Source organism: Leptolyngbya sp. KIOST-1, assembly GCF_000763385.1.
GTDB lineage: Bacteria > Cyanobacteriota > Cyanobacteriia > Phormidesmidales > Phormidesmidaceae > Nodosilinea.
The window spans coordinates 2,407,392-2,426,658 of sequence record NZ_JQFA01000002.1 but is presented as its reverse complement, the minus strand read 5'-3'; the positions used below and the strand labels follow the sequence as shown (position 1 = coordinate 2,426,658).

Here is a 19,267-nt window from a genome sequence, read left to right as displayed (position 1 = left end):
ATAGCTGGAGACTGTGAACCGCGTTTCTCCAAAACAACAACGACTTTCTGCCCCGGCTGACCGCTGGGGCATTTTATAGCGATGGCCATGCCCGGCGTCCTGCACCCCGCTAACGTCCTTCTACGGCTAAAGATTCCGCTGTGCGTCGGGTCTCTGACTGGAGCCAAACGGTTTTGAGGCGTTCTAAAAACGCATAGACCGGGGGCGGTAGCAGGGCCTCGCGCAGCACAATTACCCCAATCACCCGCTCCAGGGGCTGGGGCAGTTCAGCCACCCGCAAACCGGGCGGAATTGGCTCCGCCGCCAGGGCCGCCATGATGGTAGCCCCCAACCCCCGTTCCACCATGCTGAGAATGGTCGAATCTTCGCGCACGACATAGTCGGGGTGGAGCTGCTGGCCGCAGCGGTGCAGCAGGCGGTCGAGGTGCTGGCGATCGCCGTCGTCTGCCGGGGTCAAGATCAGCGGGTAGGCGGCCAGATCGGCCCACTCAAGCGGCTGGGCCGGGGGCTGGGGGCTGGGGGGCAGCAGCATGATGTAGCGATCGCGCAGCAGTTCCCACTGGTCGAACTCCTCGCGGCTGGGCAGGTAGGTAAAGCCAACGTCGGCGCGCCCCTGGCGCAGGTCGTTTTCCACCATTTCGTAGTGGGATTTTTCGTCAATCGCGATGGTTACGCCGGGGTACTGCTGCCGAAATTGGCGAATCACCTCGGGCAGGATGTGGGTAGCCACGCTGCGAAAGGCGGCAATGCGCACTTCCCCAGCCTGGAGGCCCTTCGCCTCTTCGGCTTTGTGGCACAGGCTATCGAGCGATCGCAGCACCTGCCGCGCATCTTCGGTAATCTGCTCGCCCACTGGAGTCAGCACCGCCCCCTGTCGGCCCCGGTGCAGCAGCAACACCCCCAGTTCGTCCTCCAGGGTGGCAATGGCATGGCTGACGGCGGACTGGGACAGGTCCAGGTGCAGCGCAGCATCGCTAAACGAGCCCTGGTCGACAATGGCCACCAGGGCTCGAAGCTGGGAGAGCTTGAGGCGGTGGGGGTCAGCTTTAGCCATTGCGCCGTCCTCATCGATCTAGATAAGCTAGACACTAACCTTTGAAGCATCGCTGGGGAAAGCGATTTTCTTTAAATTGCCCGCCAGACGCCCGGGTATTGCCTCTGGCTTACCGGGCTCCTTTGGGAGAACCAGGCAGAACAGTTGCTCCAACACCAGGGTTAGATCCGTATAATTAGCAGTATTTTTTACTTAGACGTCGCTTGAATTACTGATTTTTGGAGGAGGCGATGGGGGCATTTACTCAGGCTGGTCCACGGCCGGTCGAGTAAATTGGACCTATGTCAGATCAACTTTAGCCCTTGTCTAAAGAACGTCTGGAGGATGGTAGGCCCCGCTCAATATCCAAGGGGATGTCCCATCGGCTCCAGGCTGCTCTATTCGACCCTCCCATAGCGGTGGGTGTTCTATGTAACCACACTAATATTTACTCAGGTATCAGGAGATGTTTTTTAACCGTCACCTCTTAGAAGCCGGACTGGCCGCCGCTGCCATGTCCGTTAGCATTGTGGCTACTGCCCCCGCCCACGCCCAGCTGCCCGCAGCCAGTCTCAGTCCCGAGCAGTTTTCCACCGAGCTTGGGTTTGACAACCTCAAGTCCCTCAATTTGCTGGAGCCCTCGGCCACCCTGGAAGAGCTCAAAAAGCTAATCAACAACGAAGCCAATGCCCTGTCCCAGAGCTTTCTGTCCCAGTACCAGCTCGACACCAGTAAGCTGTTCTGGAACGGCGTTGACCCGGTTGAGGTTTACTTCATCAATGAGGGCGCTGGCTACCGCAACCAGCTATTCTTCACCGCTAAAGACCTCAATGGCAACCAGACCGGCGGCGGGATGATCTTTGAGGACGTCTCCTCCCCCTTCAGCAAGCTGAGCGAAAAGGATGGCCCGCTGGTGCTGGGCCAGGGGGTGAGCCTGGGCGGGTTCGTCGGCCCCACCCAGCTCGACTTCATGATCAAGTCCAACGGGAAGAATGGCGGCACCACCATGCTGGGCACCAATGCGGCCGCAAACCCCTTTGGGCTTCAGCACGTGGTGGCCTTCCAGCACAAGGATTGGATCATTCTGGGCTTTGAAGATATTGTTGGCGGCGGCGATCGCGACTACAACGACGTCATCTTTGCGGTGCGCGGTATTCAGCACGGAGCGCCTCCGGCCGCAGATGTTCCCGAACCTTCGGCCCTGCTGGGCATGGTCGTCCTGGGCGTCGGTGGGTTTACGACCCTGCGCCGCCGCAAGCTCTCTGCCTAGTAAGTGGCCCAATAGTGGTAGCGCTGGTTCCCTGGCGCTCCAACAGACTTAAATGCATCCTAATGGTCCATGGGAGGTGAGATTACTCACCTCCTTTTTTTTGACCCGCTGTCGTCAACTAGCTGCTGCTGGCCCAAGGTTCCAGGAGGATGCCAACGTCCAAGCCACGCCAGCGGTATGGACGTTTGGTATTACAACCCCTGGTTCGCTACGATTTCTAGCTGCCCCACCATGCCGGCTTCGGCATGGCCTGCGATCGCGCAGTGCAGCTCGTAGACGCCCGGGCGCTCGGGCACAAACACCCACTCGGCGATCGCCCCGGGCTTGAGTTCTAGCTCGTGGATGGCACCTTTGACCTCCACGCCTGCGGCCTGTACCTTCTGCGACCAGATGCCATCGGCAAAGTCCTTGGCGGTAAAGTAGTGCTTCTCGGGGCTGGGGTTGTCGAGCACCAGCCTGTAGCGCTGGCCGGCCACAAACTGGATGTGGTCGGGCTCAAACCGCAGGCTGCCGTCGGTGGTGCCCAGGTGAATCGTGAGGGGCGTGGGCCCGGTAGAAGACGTGGGGGCGGCGATCGCGATCGGGGGGTGTAGGGTAAGCCCAAGCCCGATCGCCAAACTGACCCCAAGAACGAGTAAAATAGCCTGTTCTAGACAGGTCTTAGCCTTTACCGCTAACTGCTTCATGGCGATTGTATCCCTACCGCTGTGCCAGTGCCTACAGGTACCCCAGCGGCCAGTCGTCGGGGTACGCCGTCTTGAGGGATTCTATCGCGTGCTGGGTAGTTGGCCCCATCACGCCATCGATCGCACCGCTGTAGACCCCCACCCGTTTGAGATAGGCCTGCAGGGCCTTGGTGCGATGCTGCAAATCCTGCCAGAGGGTATCGACCCAGGTTTGGCCAAGGATCCGCCGCAGCTTACCCTGCTGTTGCTGGAGGGTTTCCTCGGGGAGTAGGTCCAGATGTTTGGCCACCCAACTGTCGGCCTCATCGAGCCAAAAACTGAGCAGGGGGTCATCGACTGCCTGGGCCAGAATGCGGCCCAAACGGGTTTCATCGTCGGCACTGAGGTCGGGCTGGAGGGCCAGGGTGCAGTAGTGAACCAGGGTAGAGCGGTACTGTTGCAACGCCAGCCTGAGACCATCGAGGGGAACCTCGCCTTCGACCGCCAGCAGGGCGGGGTTTGTGGGACCGGGGCAACTGGCCGCCGTCGCCATCGACGGATGGTGAAGCTTGTCTTGGGGTGCCGTTGCGTGTTCTGTGTTCATACTCCTCGCGTGCCGTAGTAGAGAACAGCTTCAAATCAGTCTCGAATCAGGGTTGCACCGATCTCCCTCGAACCCGTAGCCTGGCCAAAGCACAGCCAAACTGAGCGCCCATGGCATATCCGCCGCGATGCCCAGCGCCGCAGCCCAGCGCCCAGCCCACGGGCCTCAGGGTTTAACGGGGCACAGGGGCCTGGCGATCGCCACGCTAGTGTATTAGTGCCCCGACCCCTGGAGTTGTGACAGGGGCGCGTTACGTTTCTTTGGAATTTGCTGTCGTGGCCGCAATTTGGATATGTCACATTGGAGCAGCTTATATCACTTGTTAAGTGAGTGATGCCTCACCTAACGCCCCAGGGAATATGAGCCAATCTGCCGACGCCAGTGGTTTGAATGAGTTCCGCCCGCCCGCCGATGCTCCAGCCCCAGACGTCTTCGATCAAGCGCTGAGTGAAATTCTGGGCAGAGACAACCCCCACGCCTACCCGATTCTGAGCGCTATTCAAAGAACCCTCAAGCAGTACCACCTGGAAACTCAGTACGAAGCCTACGAAATTCTCCACGAGGCCTACCTGCGGGGCAAAAAAAAGCTCCAGGCTGGCGAGGTCATCCGCAATCCCCATGCCTGGCTCAAGGCCACGGCCTTCAATGTGATCTACGAACGCAAGCGTAAGCACCGGGAGAGCGCCACCGATCCCCAAGTGATGGAGGCCGTCCTGCCCGATCCCCGCCTCACCCTGATGCAGCAGCAGGTTTTTGTGGAGGAACTGGATCTGCTCTACCAGGCCCTGGACTTGCTCAACCAGGAAGACCCTGAAGCCACTTGTTTGCTCTACCTGCGCACCGTGCGCGACTGGTCGTGGGCCAGGATCAGCCAGTGGCTGGTGGCCGACGGTCAGCCCGCTGCCACCGAAGCTGCCCTGCGCCAGCGGGCCTCGCGGGCCAAGCGTCGGCTGCGAGACATCTTCTGGCAGCGCATCGATCAGGAGATGGCGCTGTTCAGGCTGCCCTCCCCCCTGCCTGAACGGCGGCAGTAAAGCGCCTGGCCCCTGGCCAGGCGCCCCCCGGAACGGCATGATGGGGGTGGCATTAGCACAGGGAGCCTTTGGCCATGGACAATCTGTTGACCCGGCTGCGCAATTCCAAACTTGTCCTGTGGGGCATTGTGGGTGCCCTGGTGGTCGGCATGCTGATTCCGCTGCTGCTCCTGGTGCCCCGGCGCAACCAGGCCGGTCCCCCGGAGAGTCCCGAGGCCCACCAGACCATCGTTACTCAGGTGATTGGGTCTATGGATCGGGCCAGCCTGCTGGGGGATTCGCCGACCCGAGGGAACCCCAACGCCCCGATTGTGCTGTTTAAGTTTTCAGACTTTCAGTGTCCCTACTGTGTGGTCGCGGCGGGCAACATGAAATCCTTCGTGGGCAACCACGAAGATGACCTGCTCTATGTCTATAAGCATTTTCCGCTGACGCAAATTCACCCTGAGGCCATGCCCTCGGCCAAGGCGGCCTGGGCAGCACAGCAGCAGGGCCAGTTTTGGCTGTACCACGACGGCCTGTTTGCCAACCAGGCCCGCCTGGGCGAGGAACTCTATGTGGAGTTGGCCGAGGCCATGGGCCTGGATGTGGAGCAGTTTAACCGCGATCGCGCCAGCGCCGAAGCCGAGGCCGCTATTCAGCAGGACCTGGACCTGGCCGAGCAGCTCCGGCTCCAGGGCACTCCCTCGTTTATCATGAACGACCTGCTGATTTCAGGCGGGGCACCACCCCAGCTGTTTGAGGAAATCTTTAGCCAGATCAATAGCCTGATTCAAGGCCAGGGTCAGTAGGTTCATTCCCAACGGCGAATCCGGGAACCGCCTGCAATATGCCAGTTGGCTGTGCCAGTTGGCAGCCTGCCTGCAAACGTGGGTCAATTCCGTCGCTGGCTGGGAAATAGCGATCGCCCTTTTGCCCCCACCCTAAGCTCGTTAGCCCTTGCCAGGTAAGGGTTTGGAAAACTTGCCGCGTTTTTTGGGTTGGTAGGTGAGTATCACCCACTACACAAAGTGTCATGGCCCCGCTCAAGGGTACCTGGGCCCCAGCGCTACAACAGTGTCATGGCGAAAGCGAAGACAACTGCTTCACCGCCATACCCGTCCCGACCGAATGGCACCGACTCTAAATCGCATTGGCCGGTTTGGGTGGGCCTCAACCACAACAACACACAGTTTGCATTTGGAGAATGACTATGAAAACCCGTTCTATCGCTGCGATCGCCCTGGGTCTTACCGCTGCTTCTATGGTTGCCCTGCCCATGGCCGCTAACGCTCAGCAGGCTCCCACGGACTACAACTACGTCGGCGCTGGCGTCGGCATCGGCAACGTGGGCACTAGCGACGTGGGCCTGTCGGTCAACAGCAAGTTCACCGTGGCTGACAACATCTCGCTGCGCCCCGGTGTGATCACCGACCTCAACTTCAGCGGCAATGGTGAAACCTCCTTCCTGCTGCCCGTCACCTACGACTTCAACCCCGTGACCAACAACGGTCGTCTGCTACCCTACGTGGGCGCTGGCCTGTCGGTGGCTACCGAAGGCTCGACCACCGTCGGCCCGCTGGTCACCGGTGGCGTTGATTACCGCATCACCGACCGTATTGTGGCCAACGGTGGCGTCAACTGGTCGCTGCACGGCAACAGCCGCGTCAACGGCACCATCGGTCTGGGCTACACCTTCTAGTCCCTAGACCCTCCGTAAATCGACCGTTCTGAACCTGTAAACAAGGGCTCAGTGGTTTAACCACCGAGCCCTTTTCTATGGTTTGTCTATGACTCTTTGTTTATAGCCATGTTTATAGCCATCGCCAGAACCGTTAGGACATGACCAATGCCCCTAAAACTAATGGCTATACGCCATTGCGCTGCCCCAGTTTTTGCCTTTAGAGGAGGCCAATGTCCTAAGCGCAATGGCCATCGCTATATGACTTATGGAGCTAAGCGGATTCGAACCGCTGACCCCTTGCATGCCATGCAAGTGCTCTACCAGCTGAGCTATAGCCCCGAGGGATTCATTTAAGCGCGTCAACGGCGGCGTTGAGCGCATCAACAATAGTGACGCAAGGGGGGTACCATCGTCAACCCCTATTTTTGGCTCCAGTTTTAGCCCGATTTTCGGCCCCGATTTTGTCTCACGTTTTGGCCCAAGTTTTGTCTCACGGTAGCGGTGAAGGGCAGCTATCCGCGATAGAGTCAGGGAGAATGTAGCATTGACGTGGCGATCGCAATGGTTTTCCCCGGTTCTTCGTCTCCCCCCGATGCCGCTGCCGTACAGGACATCCTGCTGCGGCTGCGGCGCAAGGAAGGCACCTGGGTTGATTGGGCCCAGGGCTGCCAGGCGCTGCAAAAGGCGGGCCTCACCCCCCAGAAAATTTTTGAGGAAACGGGCTTTGAGCCCATCCAGCAAAACCAAATTGTGGTGGCCGAGCAGGTCTACCAGTCGGCGCTCAAGGCCGGAGTGAAAGAGGCCACCCAGGCCCACTTTACCCGGCAGGGCAGCGATTCGCTCTACGAACTGCGGCTGCTCTCCCAGGGCGATCGCGCCGCCATGGCCGACTTCGCTCTACAGCATGGGCTTGACTCCGAGGCGGTGCGCGACCTGGTCAAGCCCGTTAAAGAATATTCCTACCGCAAGGAGAACCCGCCGGGCTTTGGCGATCGGCCGGGGGATGCGATCGCCTACCACTTCTGGAAGCTGGCTCGCCAAAAAGACGACCTGCAGGACCGCTCTCGGCTGATTGCCCAGGGGCTGCGCTTTGCCGACAGTCCCACCGCCCGCCAGCAGCTCGAAAAGCTGCTGACCGACTTTACTGTGGTCAAAAGCCGCCCTGCCCCCCGGCTGCCCCTCTACCGGCTGGAGACTGAAACCGAGCTACCGCGCGTGATCCCCGTGGTTGGGCAGATGCCCCTGACGGTGGAAGACCTGAAGGCGGTGCCGGTGGTGGTGCCCGAGGGGCCCTTCAGCATGGTCAGCGCCAGCGGGGCCAGCGCCTGGATTGCGGTGCCCGGCTGGCAGGTGATCTTTCGGGCCGAAGACCCGGTGGGGCTGCTGGCTCAATCGCGATTGCTACCCAACTATCCTGCTGAGGCTGCCGATGAGACGGTGCTGGTGGTGGTCGATCGCAGCGATCGCACCTGGGACGACGACGGCTACTTTCTCACCGCCGAAGCCGATCAGCTCACCCTGGTCTGGTCGCCCAGCCCGATCGAAACCCCCATTTTGGGCAAAATCATCCTGATTCTGCGGCCCAAACGCATTCTCGACGAAAACTACAACCGTGAACTCTGGCAGCTAGACGAATAGGAGACCGCTATGGGCCTGGAACGACGTTTATCTCGCACCATGTTTCTGAGCGAAGAAGTGGTGGAACTGCGGCAGATGTGCCTCACCCCCGGTCGTGTGTTTGAACCGGGAAAATACCTGGCGGGCGAGCTGCCCGACTCTGCCTTTGAGATGGGGCTGGTGGAGAAGCTGCCGCCAGTGCGGGGTAAGAGTGAGGAGATTGGGGAGCCACCGGGGGAGGGATGAGGAGATGGGGGGATGAGGGGATGCCGAGGAAAAAATTCAAGTTCAAAATGCAAAATTTTGAATTCTCAATTCTGAACTTTGAATTCATTTTCCCATTGCTCAAACTTTTACGACAACGTGCCTCAGACTACAGCGGCTTCAGTCTCCAGCCTCGACAACAGAACATAGTATCTGTGTTGGCTGGCTATGGCCGTGACATCCTTAACGCCTCGGGAACTGCCCTCATCCCAGCGTCCCCACATCATTGTCTGCGGCCTGGGTCGCACGGGGTTGCGGATTTTTGGCCTGCTGCGGCAGCAGGGGGCCCGGGTGGTGGGGGTGAGCTACCATCCGATGCCAGAGGTGGGCGGCGAGATTGTGGTGGGGGAGCTGCGATCGCCCACTACGCTCACCCATGCGGGCATTCACCAGGCCCACACCCTGGTGCTGGCCACCTCTGATGACGCTCTCAACCTGGCCATCCTGACCCAAGCGCGCATCCTCAACCCCAACATTCGCATCATCAATCGGCTGTTCAACATTGGCCTGGGGGAGCGCCTGGATCACACCCTGCCTCACCATGTAAGCCTCAGCTCGGCGGCGCTGGCGGCTCCGCTGTTTGCCTTTGCGGCGCGGGGCAACCGGGCGATCGGTCAGCTACGTCTGTTTGAGCAGACCTGGCCCATGTACGAGGAGGTGATCGACGCCGCCCATCCCTGGTATGGCAAACCCCTCAAAGCCTTGTGGAACAATCGATCGCAGCTGTTGATTCACTACCATTCGGCCCGCCGACCGATCGACCTGGTAACGGCGGTGGTAACGGGGGAGGTATTGCAGGCGGGCGATCGCCTGGTGATAGCTACCCAGCCCCAGCAGCCCCTGCTCAAGTCTCGCCACGTGGCCCAGTTTTGGCAGCGGCTACTGGTCACCCTGGACCACGGTCGACGCCGCGCCCGGGCCACCCTACTGGTGATTCTGGCGCTGCTGATCACCATTGGCCTGGCCACCTTTACCTACCTCTGGCACAACCTCAACACCAGCTGGGTGGATGCCCTCTACTTCTCGGTGGGCATGATCACCGGTGCTGGTGGCCAGGAACAGGTGGCCGAAAACGCCTCCTCGGCGATCAAAGTGTTCACCGCCGTGATGATGCTGGTGGGAGCGGGGGTGATCGGCATCTGCTATGCGCTGCTGAACGACTTTATTCTGGGATCCCACTTCCAGAGCCTGTGGAGCGTAGCCCGCATGCCCCGCCAGCATCACTACATTGTCTGCGGGCTGGGGGGCGTGGGCTACCGGATTGCCCTTCACCTGCACCAAACCGGGTACAAGGTAGCGGTGATCGAGCAGGATGTGGGCAATCGCTTTTTGCCCGCGGTCAAGGCGCTCAAAATTCCGGTCATCATCGCCGATGCCAACCTGACCTCCACCCTGGAAACCGTCAACCTGGCCTCGGCCCAGGCCCTGCTAGTGGTCACCAGCGACGACACCGTCAATTTAGAAATTGCCCTTACCGCCCGCAGCATTAGCCCCCAGGTGCCCGCCGTGGTGCGAATCTACGATGCCGAGTTTGCCCGGCAGGTGCAGCAGGTGTTTGAGTTTGACCAGGTGCTCAGCCCCATGGACCTGGCCGCCCCCACGTTCGCCGCCGCCGCCCTGGGGGGCCGCATTCTCGGCAACGGCATGGCCGGGGATCTGCTGTGGGTGGCGATCGCGACGCTGATCACGCCCCACCATCCTTTCTACAACCAACCCATCCAGACCGTGGCCCAAACTGCCCACCTGGTGCCGCTGTACATTGAGTCGGCCCACCGCACCCTGCACGGCTACGACTTGCTGGACGTCACCCTGGCCGATGGCGACGTGCTCTACCTCACCATGCCCGCCAACCGGCTCGACTGCCTGCAGTACACCCCTACACCCGTGGCAGAGGAAATGACAGGGTAAAGTGTGGTACGTGCGATCGCCCTCAAGGGCCGGTCTTTGACCATCGCCCCTGACTTAGCAAATTAGTTTTGTTGACACTAGGGGCTGTCATCAATTAGCGGCTAAATGCCCAAAAGTTAAAGGCTACAGCCCCTAGCCTGTCGTTTGGGTCGGGCGTGGCAAAGCTTGATATAACCGAGCTTTTGGCCACGATTGATGACACGCCTTAGCGGCGGTTAACTTGGAGCCAGCTAAAGAGTTGTTCTACAGTCAGCGATAGCGACAGCCCTGGTAGAACTGGCAATTCGGAATTTTCAGGCCACTCCTCAGGCAGGCGGTCGGGACGGTAGACCAGTACAACCCGTTCCTCAGGGTCAATCAGCCAGCCCAGCTGACCCCCGTGGCGAAGGCTGTGCAAAATTTTGCGAGTTACCTTCATCTGGCTCTGCTGCGGGGAGAGAATTTCAATGATCCAGGTTGGGGAAATATTGACGCCAGTACTCACAATCTCGCCATTTTGATCGACCGGAATTTGGCTTCGCTCCAGCACCGCGATGTCTGGCACCATGGAGCGTCCGCCAACAGTACAGCGCAGTTCGCTCAGCGCTTCGTAGGGCGAATCGACCGCGCCATTAATAACGCCTGCCAATCGCGACTGAATTCGACTGTGCTTGCCACCAGGCATTGGTTTTTGGCTGACCTCTCCCTGCACAAACTCCCAGGCGGGTGACTCTTCGATGTAGGGCAGCGTTAGGAACTGCTCCAGGGTCAACCGTTGAGGTAAGGCGACAGTCATGGCGACGGCCCTCACTAACCGTTAACGCCTAAATTGTAGCCTTCTGGAATCTTTCGAGTTGGCCGCTCGCTACAATACCCCCAGTAACCATGAACCACTATGGGGCGCACGCCAACGCTAACCTACGATCGCGGCACGCTCATCCTCCACCCGCCGCCGCGAGGCAAAAGCTGGGTTGACTTTGCCCAATGGGACGACCGGATTGAAAAATTCCGCATTCCCGCCCAGCAGTACCGGGATCTGGTTGAAACCCTGCGGGCCGAGCAGGTGACCTTCAACGATCAGGCCCAAACCTTTGCTCCGCTCGATCTCGAGCCCCAGCTCAGTCTGGAACCCTACCCGCACCAGCAGGAAGCGCTCCAGGCCTGGATTGGCCAGCGCTGGCGCGGCGTGGTGGTGCTGCCGACTGCCAGCGGCAAGACCTACCTGGCCCAGCTGGCCATGCAGACTACGCCGCGCTCGACGCTGATCACGGTGCCCACTTTGGATCTCATGCACCAGTGGTATGCTCACCTGACTGCGGCCTTCCCCGATGTGGAGGTGGGGCTGCTGGGCGGGGGATCAAAGGATCGGACGCCGATTTTGGTTGCCACCTACGACAGCGCCGCTATCCACGCCGAGAGTTTGGGCAACCAGTACGCGCTGCTGATCTGTGACGAGTGCCACCACCTGCCCAGCGACTTCAACCGGGTAATTGCCGAATACTCGATCGCGCCCTACCGGCTGGGGCTGACCGCCACCCCCGATCGTGCCGACGGTCGCCACGACGACCTCACCCACCTGCTGGGGCCAGTGGTTTACGCGAAATCGGCGGCGGATCTGTCGGGGGATGCCCTGGCCCCGTTTCAGATTGTGCCAATTAAGGTCAAGCTCTCGGCCCAGGAGCGATCGCGCTATACCCAGCTGATCGCCCAGCGCAACCGCTTCTTGCAGGAGGCGAATATCTGGCTCAGCTCGGCCCAGGGGTGGCAGCGGTTTGTGCGGGCCAGCGCCCAGTCGGCGGACGGGCGACGGGCGATGCTGGCCCATCGGGAGGCGCGGGCGATCGCCCTGGGTACCGATGGCAAGCTGCGAGTGCTGGCCGACCTGCTGGCCCAGCACTATCCCGATCGCACCATCGTTTTCACCAACGACAATGCCACCGTCTACCAAATTTCCGAGACGTTTTTGATCCCCGCCATCACCCACCAGACGCCGGTCAAAGAGCGCCACGCCATTCTCCAGGCTTTTCGCAGCGGCGAGTACCCCACCCTGGTGGTCAGCCACGTGCTCAACGAAGGGGTGGACGTGCCCGACGCGAGGGTGGCCATTTTGCTCTCGGGCAGTGGTTCAATTCGCGAGTACGTGCAGCGGCTGGGGCGGATCCTGCGCAAGGGCAGCGGCCAAAAGCAGGCCGTACTTTACGAAGTGGTGGCCGAAGAAACCACCGAGGAAGCCATCTCCAGCCGCCGCCGTCAGGGGGTACAGCGCTCCTCCGACCATCCCCGTCAGCTGGAACTGGTTCCGGTCAAGCCGGTGTATGCAGGCGATCCCCTGCCCCCCGTGCCCAGGGCCGCCGAAGCTCTATCTGGTGAACGCCAACCGGACTCTGAGGATAGTCCCTGGGGACAGTTGGACTGATCCCAAAAAAGTGGCAATTTTTCTGCTCAGAGATGTCCGCAACCGCTATCTTAGTGGTAGGCTATTTCTCGCCAGAACATGGTTGTTGGCGCTAGCGTCATAGCCAAGATCAGGCGTCTAATTCACGATTTAAGCCTAGGTTCAGAGGAAACATTGAAAGACGGGCTTCCCCCCACAGCTCGTCTCCGCCCTGGCTTTTGACTGGTCATTCCTTAACAATGCAGTTGGTGGTTGGATGGCTCAATCCATCGTTTTTTGTAGCCCAGCTGCGTCCCTGGCGATCGCCCCTCGCCGTCCCCCTTGGTCACCCCGCCCTGTGTATTTTTCATGCATCACCTGTTTGCTACGACCCTGCTCTTCACCCTCAGCGCTGGCTCTGCGGGGCTATTCATGGTGTCCAATCAGCCGACCCTGGCTAGCTCCTTTAGCCCTGGCCCCACCCGAGCCGGTCAGCTGAGTGCTGCCGCCGCCGAGTCTGCCCTAGCTATTTATTTGACCCAGCTAGGGTCGTCATTTCCCGAAGCGCTACAGGCTCAGAATCTGGAAACCATCGCGTCAGATGTTTGCGTTAACCTGCCCGACTGGCAGCGCCCGTCAGACCTGACCCAGCGGAAGCAGCTAGAGGCTATGCCCATGTACGGAATGGCCCTTCAGAGCGATCCCCTGGCAGAGATGGCTAAAACCTGGTGGAGCCACAACGTGTTTTCGTTCACTACCTACGGCCTCAGCGCCCGCACCGATCCGCTCTACCTCTCCGGGGTTTGGACCGCCCTGGACAACACCTGGGACTGCTACAGCGCCGATCAACCCGAGCAAATCAATCGGGGCGACCTGGCGGAAATGTGGCTGCTGCACCACCGCCTCGTCGATCTGGTGTGGCAGGACGATCAGTACCTGGCCACCGTCGAACCGATGGACAGCGGACTGCAGCTGGTGCAGTTTCCCCGCCGCGAGCAGGGCCAGGGCTTACCCCTCAGCATTGTCACCACCACCGGCCAGGCGCTGGCGGTGATGTCGGGCGACTGGTAGGTTCTGCAACTACAGCCAGGAATAGCCCCAAAACGAAGCCCCCAATTCAACGAATTGGGGGCTTTGCTGATGCATAGCAGGGGCTCAGAGGGTAATGGGTAGCCGATCGGAGCGGCTAGGGGGTCGGAGCGGTGGCCGCAACGTCAAGCCAGCCGGCGCTGAGCACCACCGTCAGCCCCATGAACAGAACCGTCAAGGTCCAGGTGACGCGATTGAGCGTAGTTTCGGCGCTTTTGGTACTGGTGAACAGCTGGGCCTGTCCGCCTAGGCCGCCCAGCCCGTCGCCTTTGGGGCTGTGCAGCAGCACCATTGCCGTCAGGCCCACGGCGGAAACCATCCAGATGACCTTCAAGATTGTGGTAAGTAGCATCGTGTTCCTAAACTAACTGGCTTAACTAACTGGCTCAAAATGAGTGGGGCGGTGGGCAGACACTAGCGGGCGATCGCTCAACAAAACCAGCACCGAGGTGCCCTGGCCCAACTTTTACTATACCCTAAACCCCCCCTAGCCCCAGGAGGGTCGCGCGCGGGTCCACTCTGGATAGTCAAACGCTAGCGGGAAAGCTTGACCGGCGTGCGGTTGTTGCGAATTTCCACGTCGGCGGGGAGAAACATCGATCGCCCGGTCATCTCCTGGGGCTGGGGCAGCCCCAGAATTTGCAGAATCGTCGGCGCAATGTCGGACAGCCGCCCGTCTTCCCGCAGGTTGACTTCGCCACCGTAGGCGGGCACTTTGAGCTTTTCCCCCTCAACCAGGATAAAGGGTACCGGGTTGGTGGTGTGGGCCGTCCAGGGCTTGTGGTTCTCGTCCCACATCAGCTCGGCGTTGCCGTGGTCAGCAATGATTATGGCTGTGCCCCCCGCTTTGCCAACGCCGTCGATCAGGCGGCCCAGCTCCTGATCCACCGCCTGGAGGGCGGTCACGGTCGCTTCCATCTGGCCGGTGTGGCCCACCATGTCGGGGTTGGCGTAGTTGATCACAACCAGGGAGTAAATGCCTTTCTCAATCGCCGCGATCGCCGTATTGGTCACCGCCGCCGCCGACATCGCTGGCGCTTTGTCGTAGGTGGCCACCATGGGGCTGGACACCAACTCGCGGTCTTCCCCTGCCAGGGGCTCCTCCAGTCCGCCGTTGAAGAAGTAGGTGACGTGGGCGTACTTTTCGGTCTCGGCGGTGCGAAACTGCTTGAGCCCGTGGTTGGCCACCACCTCCCCCAAAATATTGCTCAGGTTCTGGGGCGCAAAGGCCACCTTCACCGGCATCTCCGGGTCGTACTGGGTCATGGTGACAAAACTCAGCGGCGCAATCTGCTCCCGCTCGAAGCCCTTGAAGTTGGGATCGACCAGCGCCTGGGTTAGCTGTCGGGCCCGATCGGGGCGAAAGTTGAAGAAGATCACGCCATCCTCAGGGGCGATCGCCCCTGGGGCCAGCCGCACGGGCTCCACAAACTCGTCGTTAATCTCCTGGTCGTAGGAGGCCAGCAGTGCCTCCAGGGCGGTTTGGCCGCTGCCCTCGCCGGGATCAGTCATCACCCGGTAGGCTTTTTCAATCCGATCCCAGCGGTTGTCGCGATCCATGGCGTAGTAGCGACCGCTGAGAGTCACCAGCCTGCCCAGCCCCAGCCCATCGACGTAGTCCTGAATGGTTTGCACCGCAACCTTGCCCTCGGTGGGCTTGGTGTCGCGGCCATCGGTGATCACATGAATGCAGACTTCGTCAATGTCCTGGGCCTTAGCCATCTCCAGCAGCCCAAACAGGTGGGACAGGTGGGAGTGCACGCCGCCCTCCGAACAAAGACCAATCAGATGCAGTTTGCTGTTGCGGTAGCGGACCGCCTGACACACCTCCAGCAGTGCTTCATTTTCCTGAAGCGTACCGTCCTCCACCGCGTCCGAAATGCGAACCAGTTCCTGGGGCACAATCCGCCCGGCCCCAATGTTGAGATGGCCCACCTCAGAGTTGCCCATCTGTCCCTCGGGGAGGCCCACATCTTTACCCGATGTGCGAATTAACGTGTGAGGATAGGCGGCCCACAGGCTGTCCATCACCGGAGTCTTTGCGGCAGCGACAGCATTGCCGTCGGTATTTTCCCGATATCCCCAGCCGTCGAGAATAACTAACACCATCGGCGGGATTGACGCTTGACTCATGGGTAAAAATCCTTGGGATTTGGACTAACGTCTCAGCAATCATACCATTTCAAAATTTGGCCCCGATTCTGAGTCAGGGCAGAGGTGAAATGGAAAATACAAAGCATGCGCCAGCAAAAAACTGAGCTTTAGGCATAGCTTAAACTCCTACCAGCAAGGGATTGGATTCGCCTGAGGGCTTGGCTGTTGCCATCGAAACCCAGACTCTCACTGGTAGGTGAGCAAAGAGATTAACTTAAGGGAGATTTTTTATAAAAGGCATATTACTCTACAAACGCATCATTTTGTAGCGCTGGCCTTACGCTTGGCCTGCTGCTGTTGGCGCTTGGCCTCGGCTTTGGCTTTTTTCTCAGCCGCTAGAGCCGCCTGTTTTTCAGCTTCGGCTTCTTCGGCCACCTTGTCAAGGTAGTAGTGATAATCACCCCGGTAGAGCCGCAGTTCACCGTCGCGGATCTCGACAATTTTGGTGGCGACCCGGGAGATAAAGTAGCGGTCGTGGGAGACCAGCAGCACGGTGCCGTCGTAGTGCTGGAGCGCTTCTTCCAGCATTTCTTTGGCGGGAATGTCGAGGTGGTTGGTGGGCTCATCGAGCATCATCAGGTTGGCGGGGCGCAGCAGCATTTTGGCCAGGGCCAGACGGGCTTTTTCGCCGCCGCTGAGGGCCTTGACCTGCTTAAAAGCCATATCGCCCGTGAACAAAAACCGCCCCAAAAGGGTGCGGACTTCTTCGTTGGTCCAGTCGGGCACTTCGTCGTGGATAGTGTCGATGACAGTTTTCTCCAGGTCGAGGGCTTCGGCCTGGTTTTGCTCAAAGTAGCTGGGGATCACGTTGTGGTGGCCCAGCTCGACCTTGCCGTCGGTGGGGGTTTCAAGGCCTGAGATCAGCCGCAGCAGGGTTGATTTGCCCGAGCCGTTGTGGCCCAAAAAGGCGATCCGATCGCCCCGCTCAATCAGCAGGTCGGCCCCCAGAAACAAAATCTTCTCATCGTAGCTGTGGGTGAGGTCCTCAATGGTCACCACCTCGCGGCCGCTGCGGGGGGCAGGGGGAAAGCGAAAGTGCAGGGTGCGAACGCTGCCGGTGGGAGCCTCAATGCGCTCCACCTTGTCGAGTTGCTTTTCGCGGCTCTTGGCCTGGGTGCTGCGGGTGGCGCTGGCCCGAAAGCGATCGACAAAGGCCTGCTGCTTGGCAATTTCCTTTTGCTGGCGCTCATAGGTACTGAGCTGGGCAGCCAGGTTCTCTTCTTTTTGGCTCAGGTAGGCGCTGTAGTTGCCCAGGTAGGTGGTGGAGACGCCGCGCTCGGTTTCCACAATTTGCGTGCAGAGGCGATCGAGAAACTCGCGGTCGTGGGAGACGATCACCATGGGGGTGGTGAGCTTTTTGAGGTAGCCCTCCAGCCACTCAATCGTGTCGAGGTCGAGGTGGTTGGTGGGCTCGTCGAGCAGCAGCACGTCGGGGGCTTGCAGCAAAATTTTGCCCAGGCCCATGCGCATCTGCCAGCCGCCGCTAAACTCGCTGACGTAGCGATCGCCGTCAGCTGCCTCAAAGCCCATTTCCGGCAAAATTTTCTCAATCTGCGATTCCAACCCATAGCCGCCCAGGGCCTCGAACCGACGCTGGAGTTTATCCAGCTCGTGGATGAGTTTTTCTAGCTGGTCGGGATCGGCGGTCTCCATCAGGATGGGAATATGGTGCAGCTTGGACTGCACCTCGTTGGCCTCTTTAAATACTGTCCAAAACTCGTCGCGCACAGTGTGGTTGGGGTCCACCTCAAACTCCTGGGACAGGTAGGCAATCTTGAGGTCAGCGGGGCGAATGATGGTGCCCGTAGTGGGCTCGATCTTGCCGGTGATGATTTTGAGCTGGGTCGACTTGCCCGCGCCGTTGACGCCCACCAGGCCAATGCGATCGCCTGGCTTCACCTCCCAGTTCACATCCTTAAGGACTTCCCCCGTGGGATAGATCTTGCTGATGTGCTCTAAACGCAGCATGGGCGGCTCCAAAGGCGGGGAGTAAACGAATCTTTACCAAAGGTAACGAAAAATGGCCCCGGGTTGTCTACTTCTGCACCATCTGATTAATTCATTGTCGAGAGAATATTTCCTGGCCATAAAAAAGGACGCAGCTCAGCCGCGTCCAGACACATTCATTGGCTCGTAGATGCCGTAGCTGGGTGATACCCAACAGGGGAGGGTCGCCTACTTCTTGATGTCCTTGGCCATCTTGCGGAACATATCGAGGTTGGTATCGACCTTGCGGCGATCGGCAGTGGCGTCCTTTTTGACGGTGGGCTGACTGGACACCTCGGAGGGAGAGAGCTTTTGCACCGGGGCGCCCTGCTCCTGCAGGCGTTTGGCCTCTAGGGAAGAGATCTGGCGAATGCTTTCCTTCTCTCCGGTTTCGCCCCGCTTTTTGGCGTAGGTGCGCCGTACGGTTTTAGCCGAGCGCATGAACTCAATGTTGCCGTAGCTTTTGGCGTCGTCCTCGCTCAGAAAGTAAGCGCCGCCAACCTGCTTGATGGTGGGTTGCTGCGGTGCGGGTTTCTGCCTCACAGGACGATCGGCCTCGCCGGGGTTCTTAGCCTTGCCGCCAAACAGCCCGCGAATAAATCCAGTCATGAACCTCTCCTGCGTCGATAAATAGTTGGGTCGAATGAGCCAAGCCCACGGGCAAAGCGCCCTGAGCAGGGCAGATGGCCAGACTGGACTTAGCTGAAGGTTTGTTAACTACCATGTTAACTTTTGTTGGGGGAAAAGTAGGGGCGAAGTTGGCTAAATCCTCACTTTCCCTTTGGTTGGCCGTTTATGAGAGGCGTTCCCTCGCCCCCGCCCCGGCACCCAGCCTTGGCTTGGCTAAAACGGAGTCACCTTCTGTGGAATGAGCTGTCGGGGCTACCCGGTGGCGGCAAAGTAATGGCGGCAAAGTAATAGAGTGGGAGAGAACGTTTATCAGCCCAGTTCCATGGTTACCTCTCCGTCCTCGCCCTTTGCCGCCGCGGTGCCCGTCGATCGCATTCGCTACAACGACCAGGGGCTGGTGCCTGCGATCGTGCAGGACTACCTCGACGGCACCGTGCTGATGATGGCCTGGATGAACGCCGAGTCGCTGCAAAAAACCCTGGCCAGCGGCGAAACCTGGTTCTGGAGTCGATCGCGCCAGGAATTCTGGCACAAGGGAGCGACTTCGGGCCACACCCAGCGCGTCAAGGCCATCCGCTACGACTGCGACAGCGATGCCCTGCTAGTCACCGTTGAGCAGTTGGGTGACATTGCTTGCCACACGGGCGAACGCAGCTGCTTTCACCAGGTGGACGACCACAAAGTCGCTCCCCCCGCCGACACCCTGTCCCAGGTGTTTGGGGTGATCTGCGATCGCCGCGACCACCCCACCCCCGACTCCTACACCGCCAAGCTGCTGGCGGGCGGCGACAACAAAATCCTCAAAAAAATTGGCGAAGAAGCCGCCGAAGTGGTGATGGCCTGTAAGGATGACGACGCTGAGGCGATCGCCGGAGAAGCCGCCGACTTGATCTACCACACCCTGGTTGCCCTGGCCCATCATGGGGTCGATATTAAGGATGTGTACCGGAAGCTGCAGGAGCGGCGGCGGTAGGTGGGTGGATGGGTAGGCGGGTAG

Annotated in this window: 18 protein-coding genes and 1 tRNA gene; 10 read left to right on the top strand and 9 right to left on the bottom strand. The window is 59.8% G+C overall.

Going from position 1 to position 19,267, the window contains the following annotated elements; translation table 11 throughout:
* Positions 1-109: 109 nt before the first annotated feature.
* Complete coding sequence (locus tag NF78_RS10780; protein WP_035986221.1) at positions 110-1,054, bottom strand: LysR family transcriptional regulator; 945 nt, start codon at positions 1,052-1,054, stop codon at positions 110-112.
* Between the two features lie 445 nt (positions 1,055-1,499).
* Here NF78_RS10780 and NF78_RS10775 point away from each other — a divergent pair, with 445 nt between their 5' ends.
* Positions 1,500-2,303: a DUF4114 domain-containing protein gene (locus tag NF78_RS10775; protein ID WP_035986218.1), complete on the top strand. Its 804-nt coding sequence runs from the start codon at positions 1,500-1,502 to the stop codon at positions 2,301-2,303.
* Between the two features lie 191 nt (positions 2,304-2,494).
* Here the strand turns inward: NF78_RS10775 and NF78_RS10770 are convergent, their stop codons facing one another.
* A complete protein-coding gene (locus NF78_RS10770; RefSeq protein ID WP_156119727.1) occupies positions 2,495-2,989 on the bottom strand; it encodes a multicopper oxidase domain-containing protein in 495 nt (164 codons plus the stop codon).
* A gap of 31 nt (positions 2,990-3,020) precedes the next feature.
* Positions 3,021-3,572 (bottom strand): peptidoglycan-binding domain-containing protein, encoded by a 552-nt coding sequence (locus NF78_RS10765; protein ID WP_156119726.1) that lies wholly within the window; start codon positions 3,570-3,572, stop codon positions 3,021-3,023.
* Positions 3,573-3,931: 359 nt separating this feature from the next.
* On the opposite strand from NF78_RS10765, the gene NF78_RS10760 reads away from it, so the two are divergent.
* The 3 genes from NF78_RS10760 (at position 3,932) to NF78_RS10750 (ending at position 6,287) form a co-directional block, all read left to right on the top strand.
* Positions 3,932-4,606: an RNA polymerase sigma factor gene (locus NF78_RS10760; protein WP_035986214.1), complete on the top strand. Its 675-nt coding sequence runs from the start codon at positions 3,932-3,934 to the stop codon at positions 4,604-4,606.
* A 74-nt stretch (positions 4,607-4,680) separates the two neighbouring features.
* Positions 4,681-5,397 carry a DsbA family protein gene (locus tag NF78_RS10755; protein ID WP_052050124.1) on the top strand — a complete coding sequence of 239 codons (717 nt, stop codon included), beginning with the start codon at positions 4,681-4,683 and terminating at the stop codon, positions 5,395-5,397.
* Positions 5,398-5,798: 401 nt separating this feature from the next.
* On the top strand, positions 5,799-6,287 hold the full coding sequence (locus tag NF78_RS10750) for a porin family protein (RefSeq protein ID WP_225885279.1): 489 nt from the start codon (positions 5,799-5,801) through the stop codon (positions 6,285-6,287).
* A 248-nt stretch (positions 6,288-6,535) separates the two neighbouring features.
* Here the strand turns inward: NF78_RS10750 and NF78_RS10745 are convergent.
* Positions 6,536-6,608: transfer RNA gene (locus NF78_RS10745), tRNA-Ala, on the bottom strand.
* A gap of 222 nt (positions 6,609-6,830) precedes the next feature.
* Between NF78_RS10745 and NF78_RS10740 the strand changes: the two genes are divergently transcribed.
* The 3 genes from NF78_RS10740 to NF78_RS10730 all read left to right on the top strand — a co-directional run bounded on the left by NF78_RS10740 (position 6,831) and on the right by NF78_RS10730 (position 10,058).
* Positions 6,831-7,907, top strand: coding sequence for a RuBisCO accumulation factor 1 (locus tag NF78_RS10740; RefSeq protein WP_035986208.1), 1,077 nt, complete (start codon positions 6,831-6,833; stop codon positions 7,905-7,907).
* Between the two features lie 9 nt (positions 7,908-7,916).
* On the top strand, positions 7,917-8,132 hold the full coding sequence (locus NF78_RS10735) for a hypothetical protein (RefSeq protein WP_035986206.1): 216 nt from the start codon (positions 7,917-7,919) through the stop codon (positions 8,130-8,132).
* 186 nt (positions 8,133-8,318) lie between these two features.
* The gene (locus tag NF78_RS10730; RefSeq protein WP_052050122.1) at positions 8,319-10,058 is read left to right on the top strand and encodes a potassium channel family protein; all 1,740 of its coding nucleotides are present in this window, start codon (positions 8,319-8,321) and stop codon (positions 10,056-10,058) included.
* 205 nt (positions 10,059-10,263) lie between these two features.
* Here the strand turns inward: NF78_RS10730 and NF78_RS10725 are convergent, their stop codons facing one another.
* The gene (locus NF78_RS10725) at positions 10,264-10,833 is read right to left on the bottom strand and encodes a Uma2 family endonuclease (RefSeq protein WP_035986203.1); all 570 of its coding nucleotides are present in this window, start codon (positions 10,831-10,833) and stop codon (positions 10,264-10,266) included.
* A gap of 99 nt (positions 10,834-10,932) precedes the next feature.
* Between NF78_RS10725 and NF78_RS10720 the strand changes: the two genes are divergently transcribed.
* Both NF78_RS10720 and NF78_RS10715 read left to right on the top strand, forming a co-directional pair.
* A complete protein-coding gene (locus NF78_RS10720; protein WP_035986200.1) occupies positions 10,933-12,453 on the top strand; it encodes a DEAD/DEAH box helicase family protein in 1,521 nt (506 codons plus the stop codon).
* Between the two features lie 327 nt (positions 12,454-12,780).
* Positions 12,781-13,482: a hypothetical protein gene (locus tag NF78_RS10715; RefSeq protein ID WP_035989378.1), complete on the top strand. Its 702-nt coding sequence runs from the start codon at positions 12,781-12,783 to the stop codon at positions 13,480-13,482.
* A 115-nt stretch (positions 13,483-13,597) separates the two neighbouring features.
* On the opposite strand, the gene secG is transcribed toward NF78_RS10715, so the two are convergent.
* The 4 genes from secG to NF78_RS10695 form a co-directional block, all read right to left on the bottom strand.
* Entirely contained in the window at positions 13,598-13,852 is a 255-nt protein-coding gene (secG, locus tag NF78_RS10710) for a preprotein translocase subunit SecG (RefSeq protein WP_035986198.1), read from the bottom strand.
* 182 nt (positions 13,853-14,034) lie between these two features.
* Positions 14,035-15,633 (bottom strand): 2,3-bisphosphoglycerate-independent phosphoglycerate mutase, encoded by a 1,599-nt coding sequence (gene gpmI, locus NF78_RS10705; RefSeq protein WP_035986196.1) that lies wholly within the window; start codon positions 15,631-15,633, stop codon positions 14,035-14,037.
* A 279-nt stretch (positions 15,634-15,912) separates the two neighbouring features.
* Entirely contained in the window at positions 15,913-17,622 is a 1,710-nt protein-coding gene (locus NF78_RS10700) for an ABC-F family ATP-binding cassette domain-containing protein (protein ID WP_035986193.1), read from the bottom strand.
* 207 nt (positions 17,623-17,829) lie between these two features.
* Positions 17,830-18,249, bottom strand: a complete 420-nt coding sequence (locus NF78_RS10695; protein WP_035986191.1) for a hypothetical protein — start codon at positions 18,247-18,249, stop codon at positions 17,830-17,832.
* Between the two features lie 343 nt (positions 18,250-18,592).
* Here NF78_RS10695 and hisIE point away from each other — a divergent pair, with 343 nt between their 5' ends.
* Positions 18,593-19,243 (top strand): bifunctional phosphoribosyl-AMP cyclohydrolase/phosphoribosyl-ATP diphosphatase HisIE, encoded by a 651-nt coding sequence (gene hisIE, locus NF78_RS10690; protein ID WP_035986189.1) that lies wholly within the window; start codon positions 18,593-18,595, stop codon positions 19,241-19,243.
* Positions 19,244-19,267 lie beyond the last annotated feature (24 nt).

Bases quoted from the DNA above. Each gene is read 5' to 3' on its own strand.
- NF78_RS10755 (WP_052050124.1), top strand. From the start codon at position 4,681: ATGGACAATCTGTTGACCCGGCTGCGCAATTCCAAACTTGTCCTGTGG.
- NF78_RS10725 (WP_035986203.1), bottom strand. From the start codon at position 10,833: ATGACTGTCGCCTTACCTCAACGGTTGACCCTGGAGCAGTTCCTAACG.
- NF78_RS10735 (WP_035986206.1), top strand. From the start codon at position 7,917: ATGGGCCTGGAACGACGTTTATCTCGCACCATGTTTCTGAGCGAAGAA.
- NF78_RS10715 (WP_035989378.1), top strand. From the start codon at position 12,781: ATGCATCACCTGTTTGCTACGACCCTGCTCTTCACCCTCAGCGCTGGC.
- hisIE (WP_035986189.1), top strand. From the start codon at position 18,593: ATGGTTACCTCTCCGTCCTCGCCCTTTGCCGCCGCGGTGCCCGTCGAT.
- NF78_RS10750 (WP_225885279.1), top strand. From the start codon at position 5,799: ATGAAAACCCGTTCTATCGCTGCGATCGCCCTGGGTCTTACCGCTGCT.
- secG (WP_035986198.1), bottom strand. From the start codon at position 13,852: ATGCTACTTACCACAATCTTGAAGGTCATCTGGATGGTTTCCGCCGTG.
- NF78_RS10770 (WP_156119727.1), bottom strand. From the start codon at position 2,989: ATGAAGCAGTTAGCGGTAAAGGCTAAGACCTGTCTAGAACAGGCTATT.
- NF78_RS10720 (WP_035986200.1), top strand. From the start codon at position 10,933: ATGGGGCGCACGCCAACGCTAACCTACGATCGCGGCACGCTCATCCTC.
- NF78_RS10700 (WP_035986193.1), bottom strand. From the start codon at position 17,622: ATGCTGCGTTTAGAGCACATCAGCAAGATCTATCCCACGGGGGAAGTC.
- NF78_RS10765 (WP_156119726.1), bottom strand. From the start codon at position 3,572: ATGAACACAGAACACGCAACGGCACCCCAAGACAAGCTTCACCATCCG.
- NF78_RS10695 (WP_035986191.1), bottom strand. From the start codon at position 18,249: ATGACTGGATTTATTCGCGGGCTGTTTGGCGGCAAGGCTAAGAACCCC.
- NF78_RS10730 (WP_052050122.1), top strand. From the start codon at position 8,319: ATGGCCGTGACATCCTTAACGCCTCGGGAACTGCCCTCATCCCAGCGT.
- gpmI (WP_035986196.1), bottom strand. From the start codon at position 15,633: ATGAGTCAAGCGTCAATCCCGCCGATGGTGTTAGTTATTCTCGACGGC.
- NF78_RS10780 (WP_035986221.1), bottom strand. From the start codon at position 1,054: ATGGCTAAAGCTGACCCCCACCGCCTCAAGCTCTCCCAGCTTCGAGCC.
- NF78_RS10760 (WP_035986214.1), top strand. From the start codon at position 3,932: ATGAGCCAATCTGCCGACGCCAGTGGTTTGAATGAGTTCCGCCCGCCC.
- NF78_RS10740 (WP_035986208.1), top strand. From the start codon at position 6,831: ATGGTTTTCCCCGGTTCTTCGTCTCCCCCCGATGCCGCTGCCGTACAG.
- NF78_RS10775 (WP_035986218.1), top strand. From the start codon at position 1,500: ATGTTTTTTAACCGTCACCTCTTAGAAGCCGGACTGGCCGCCGCTGCC.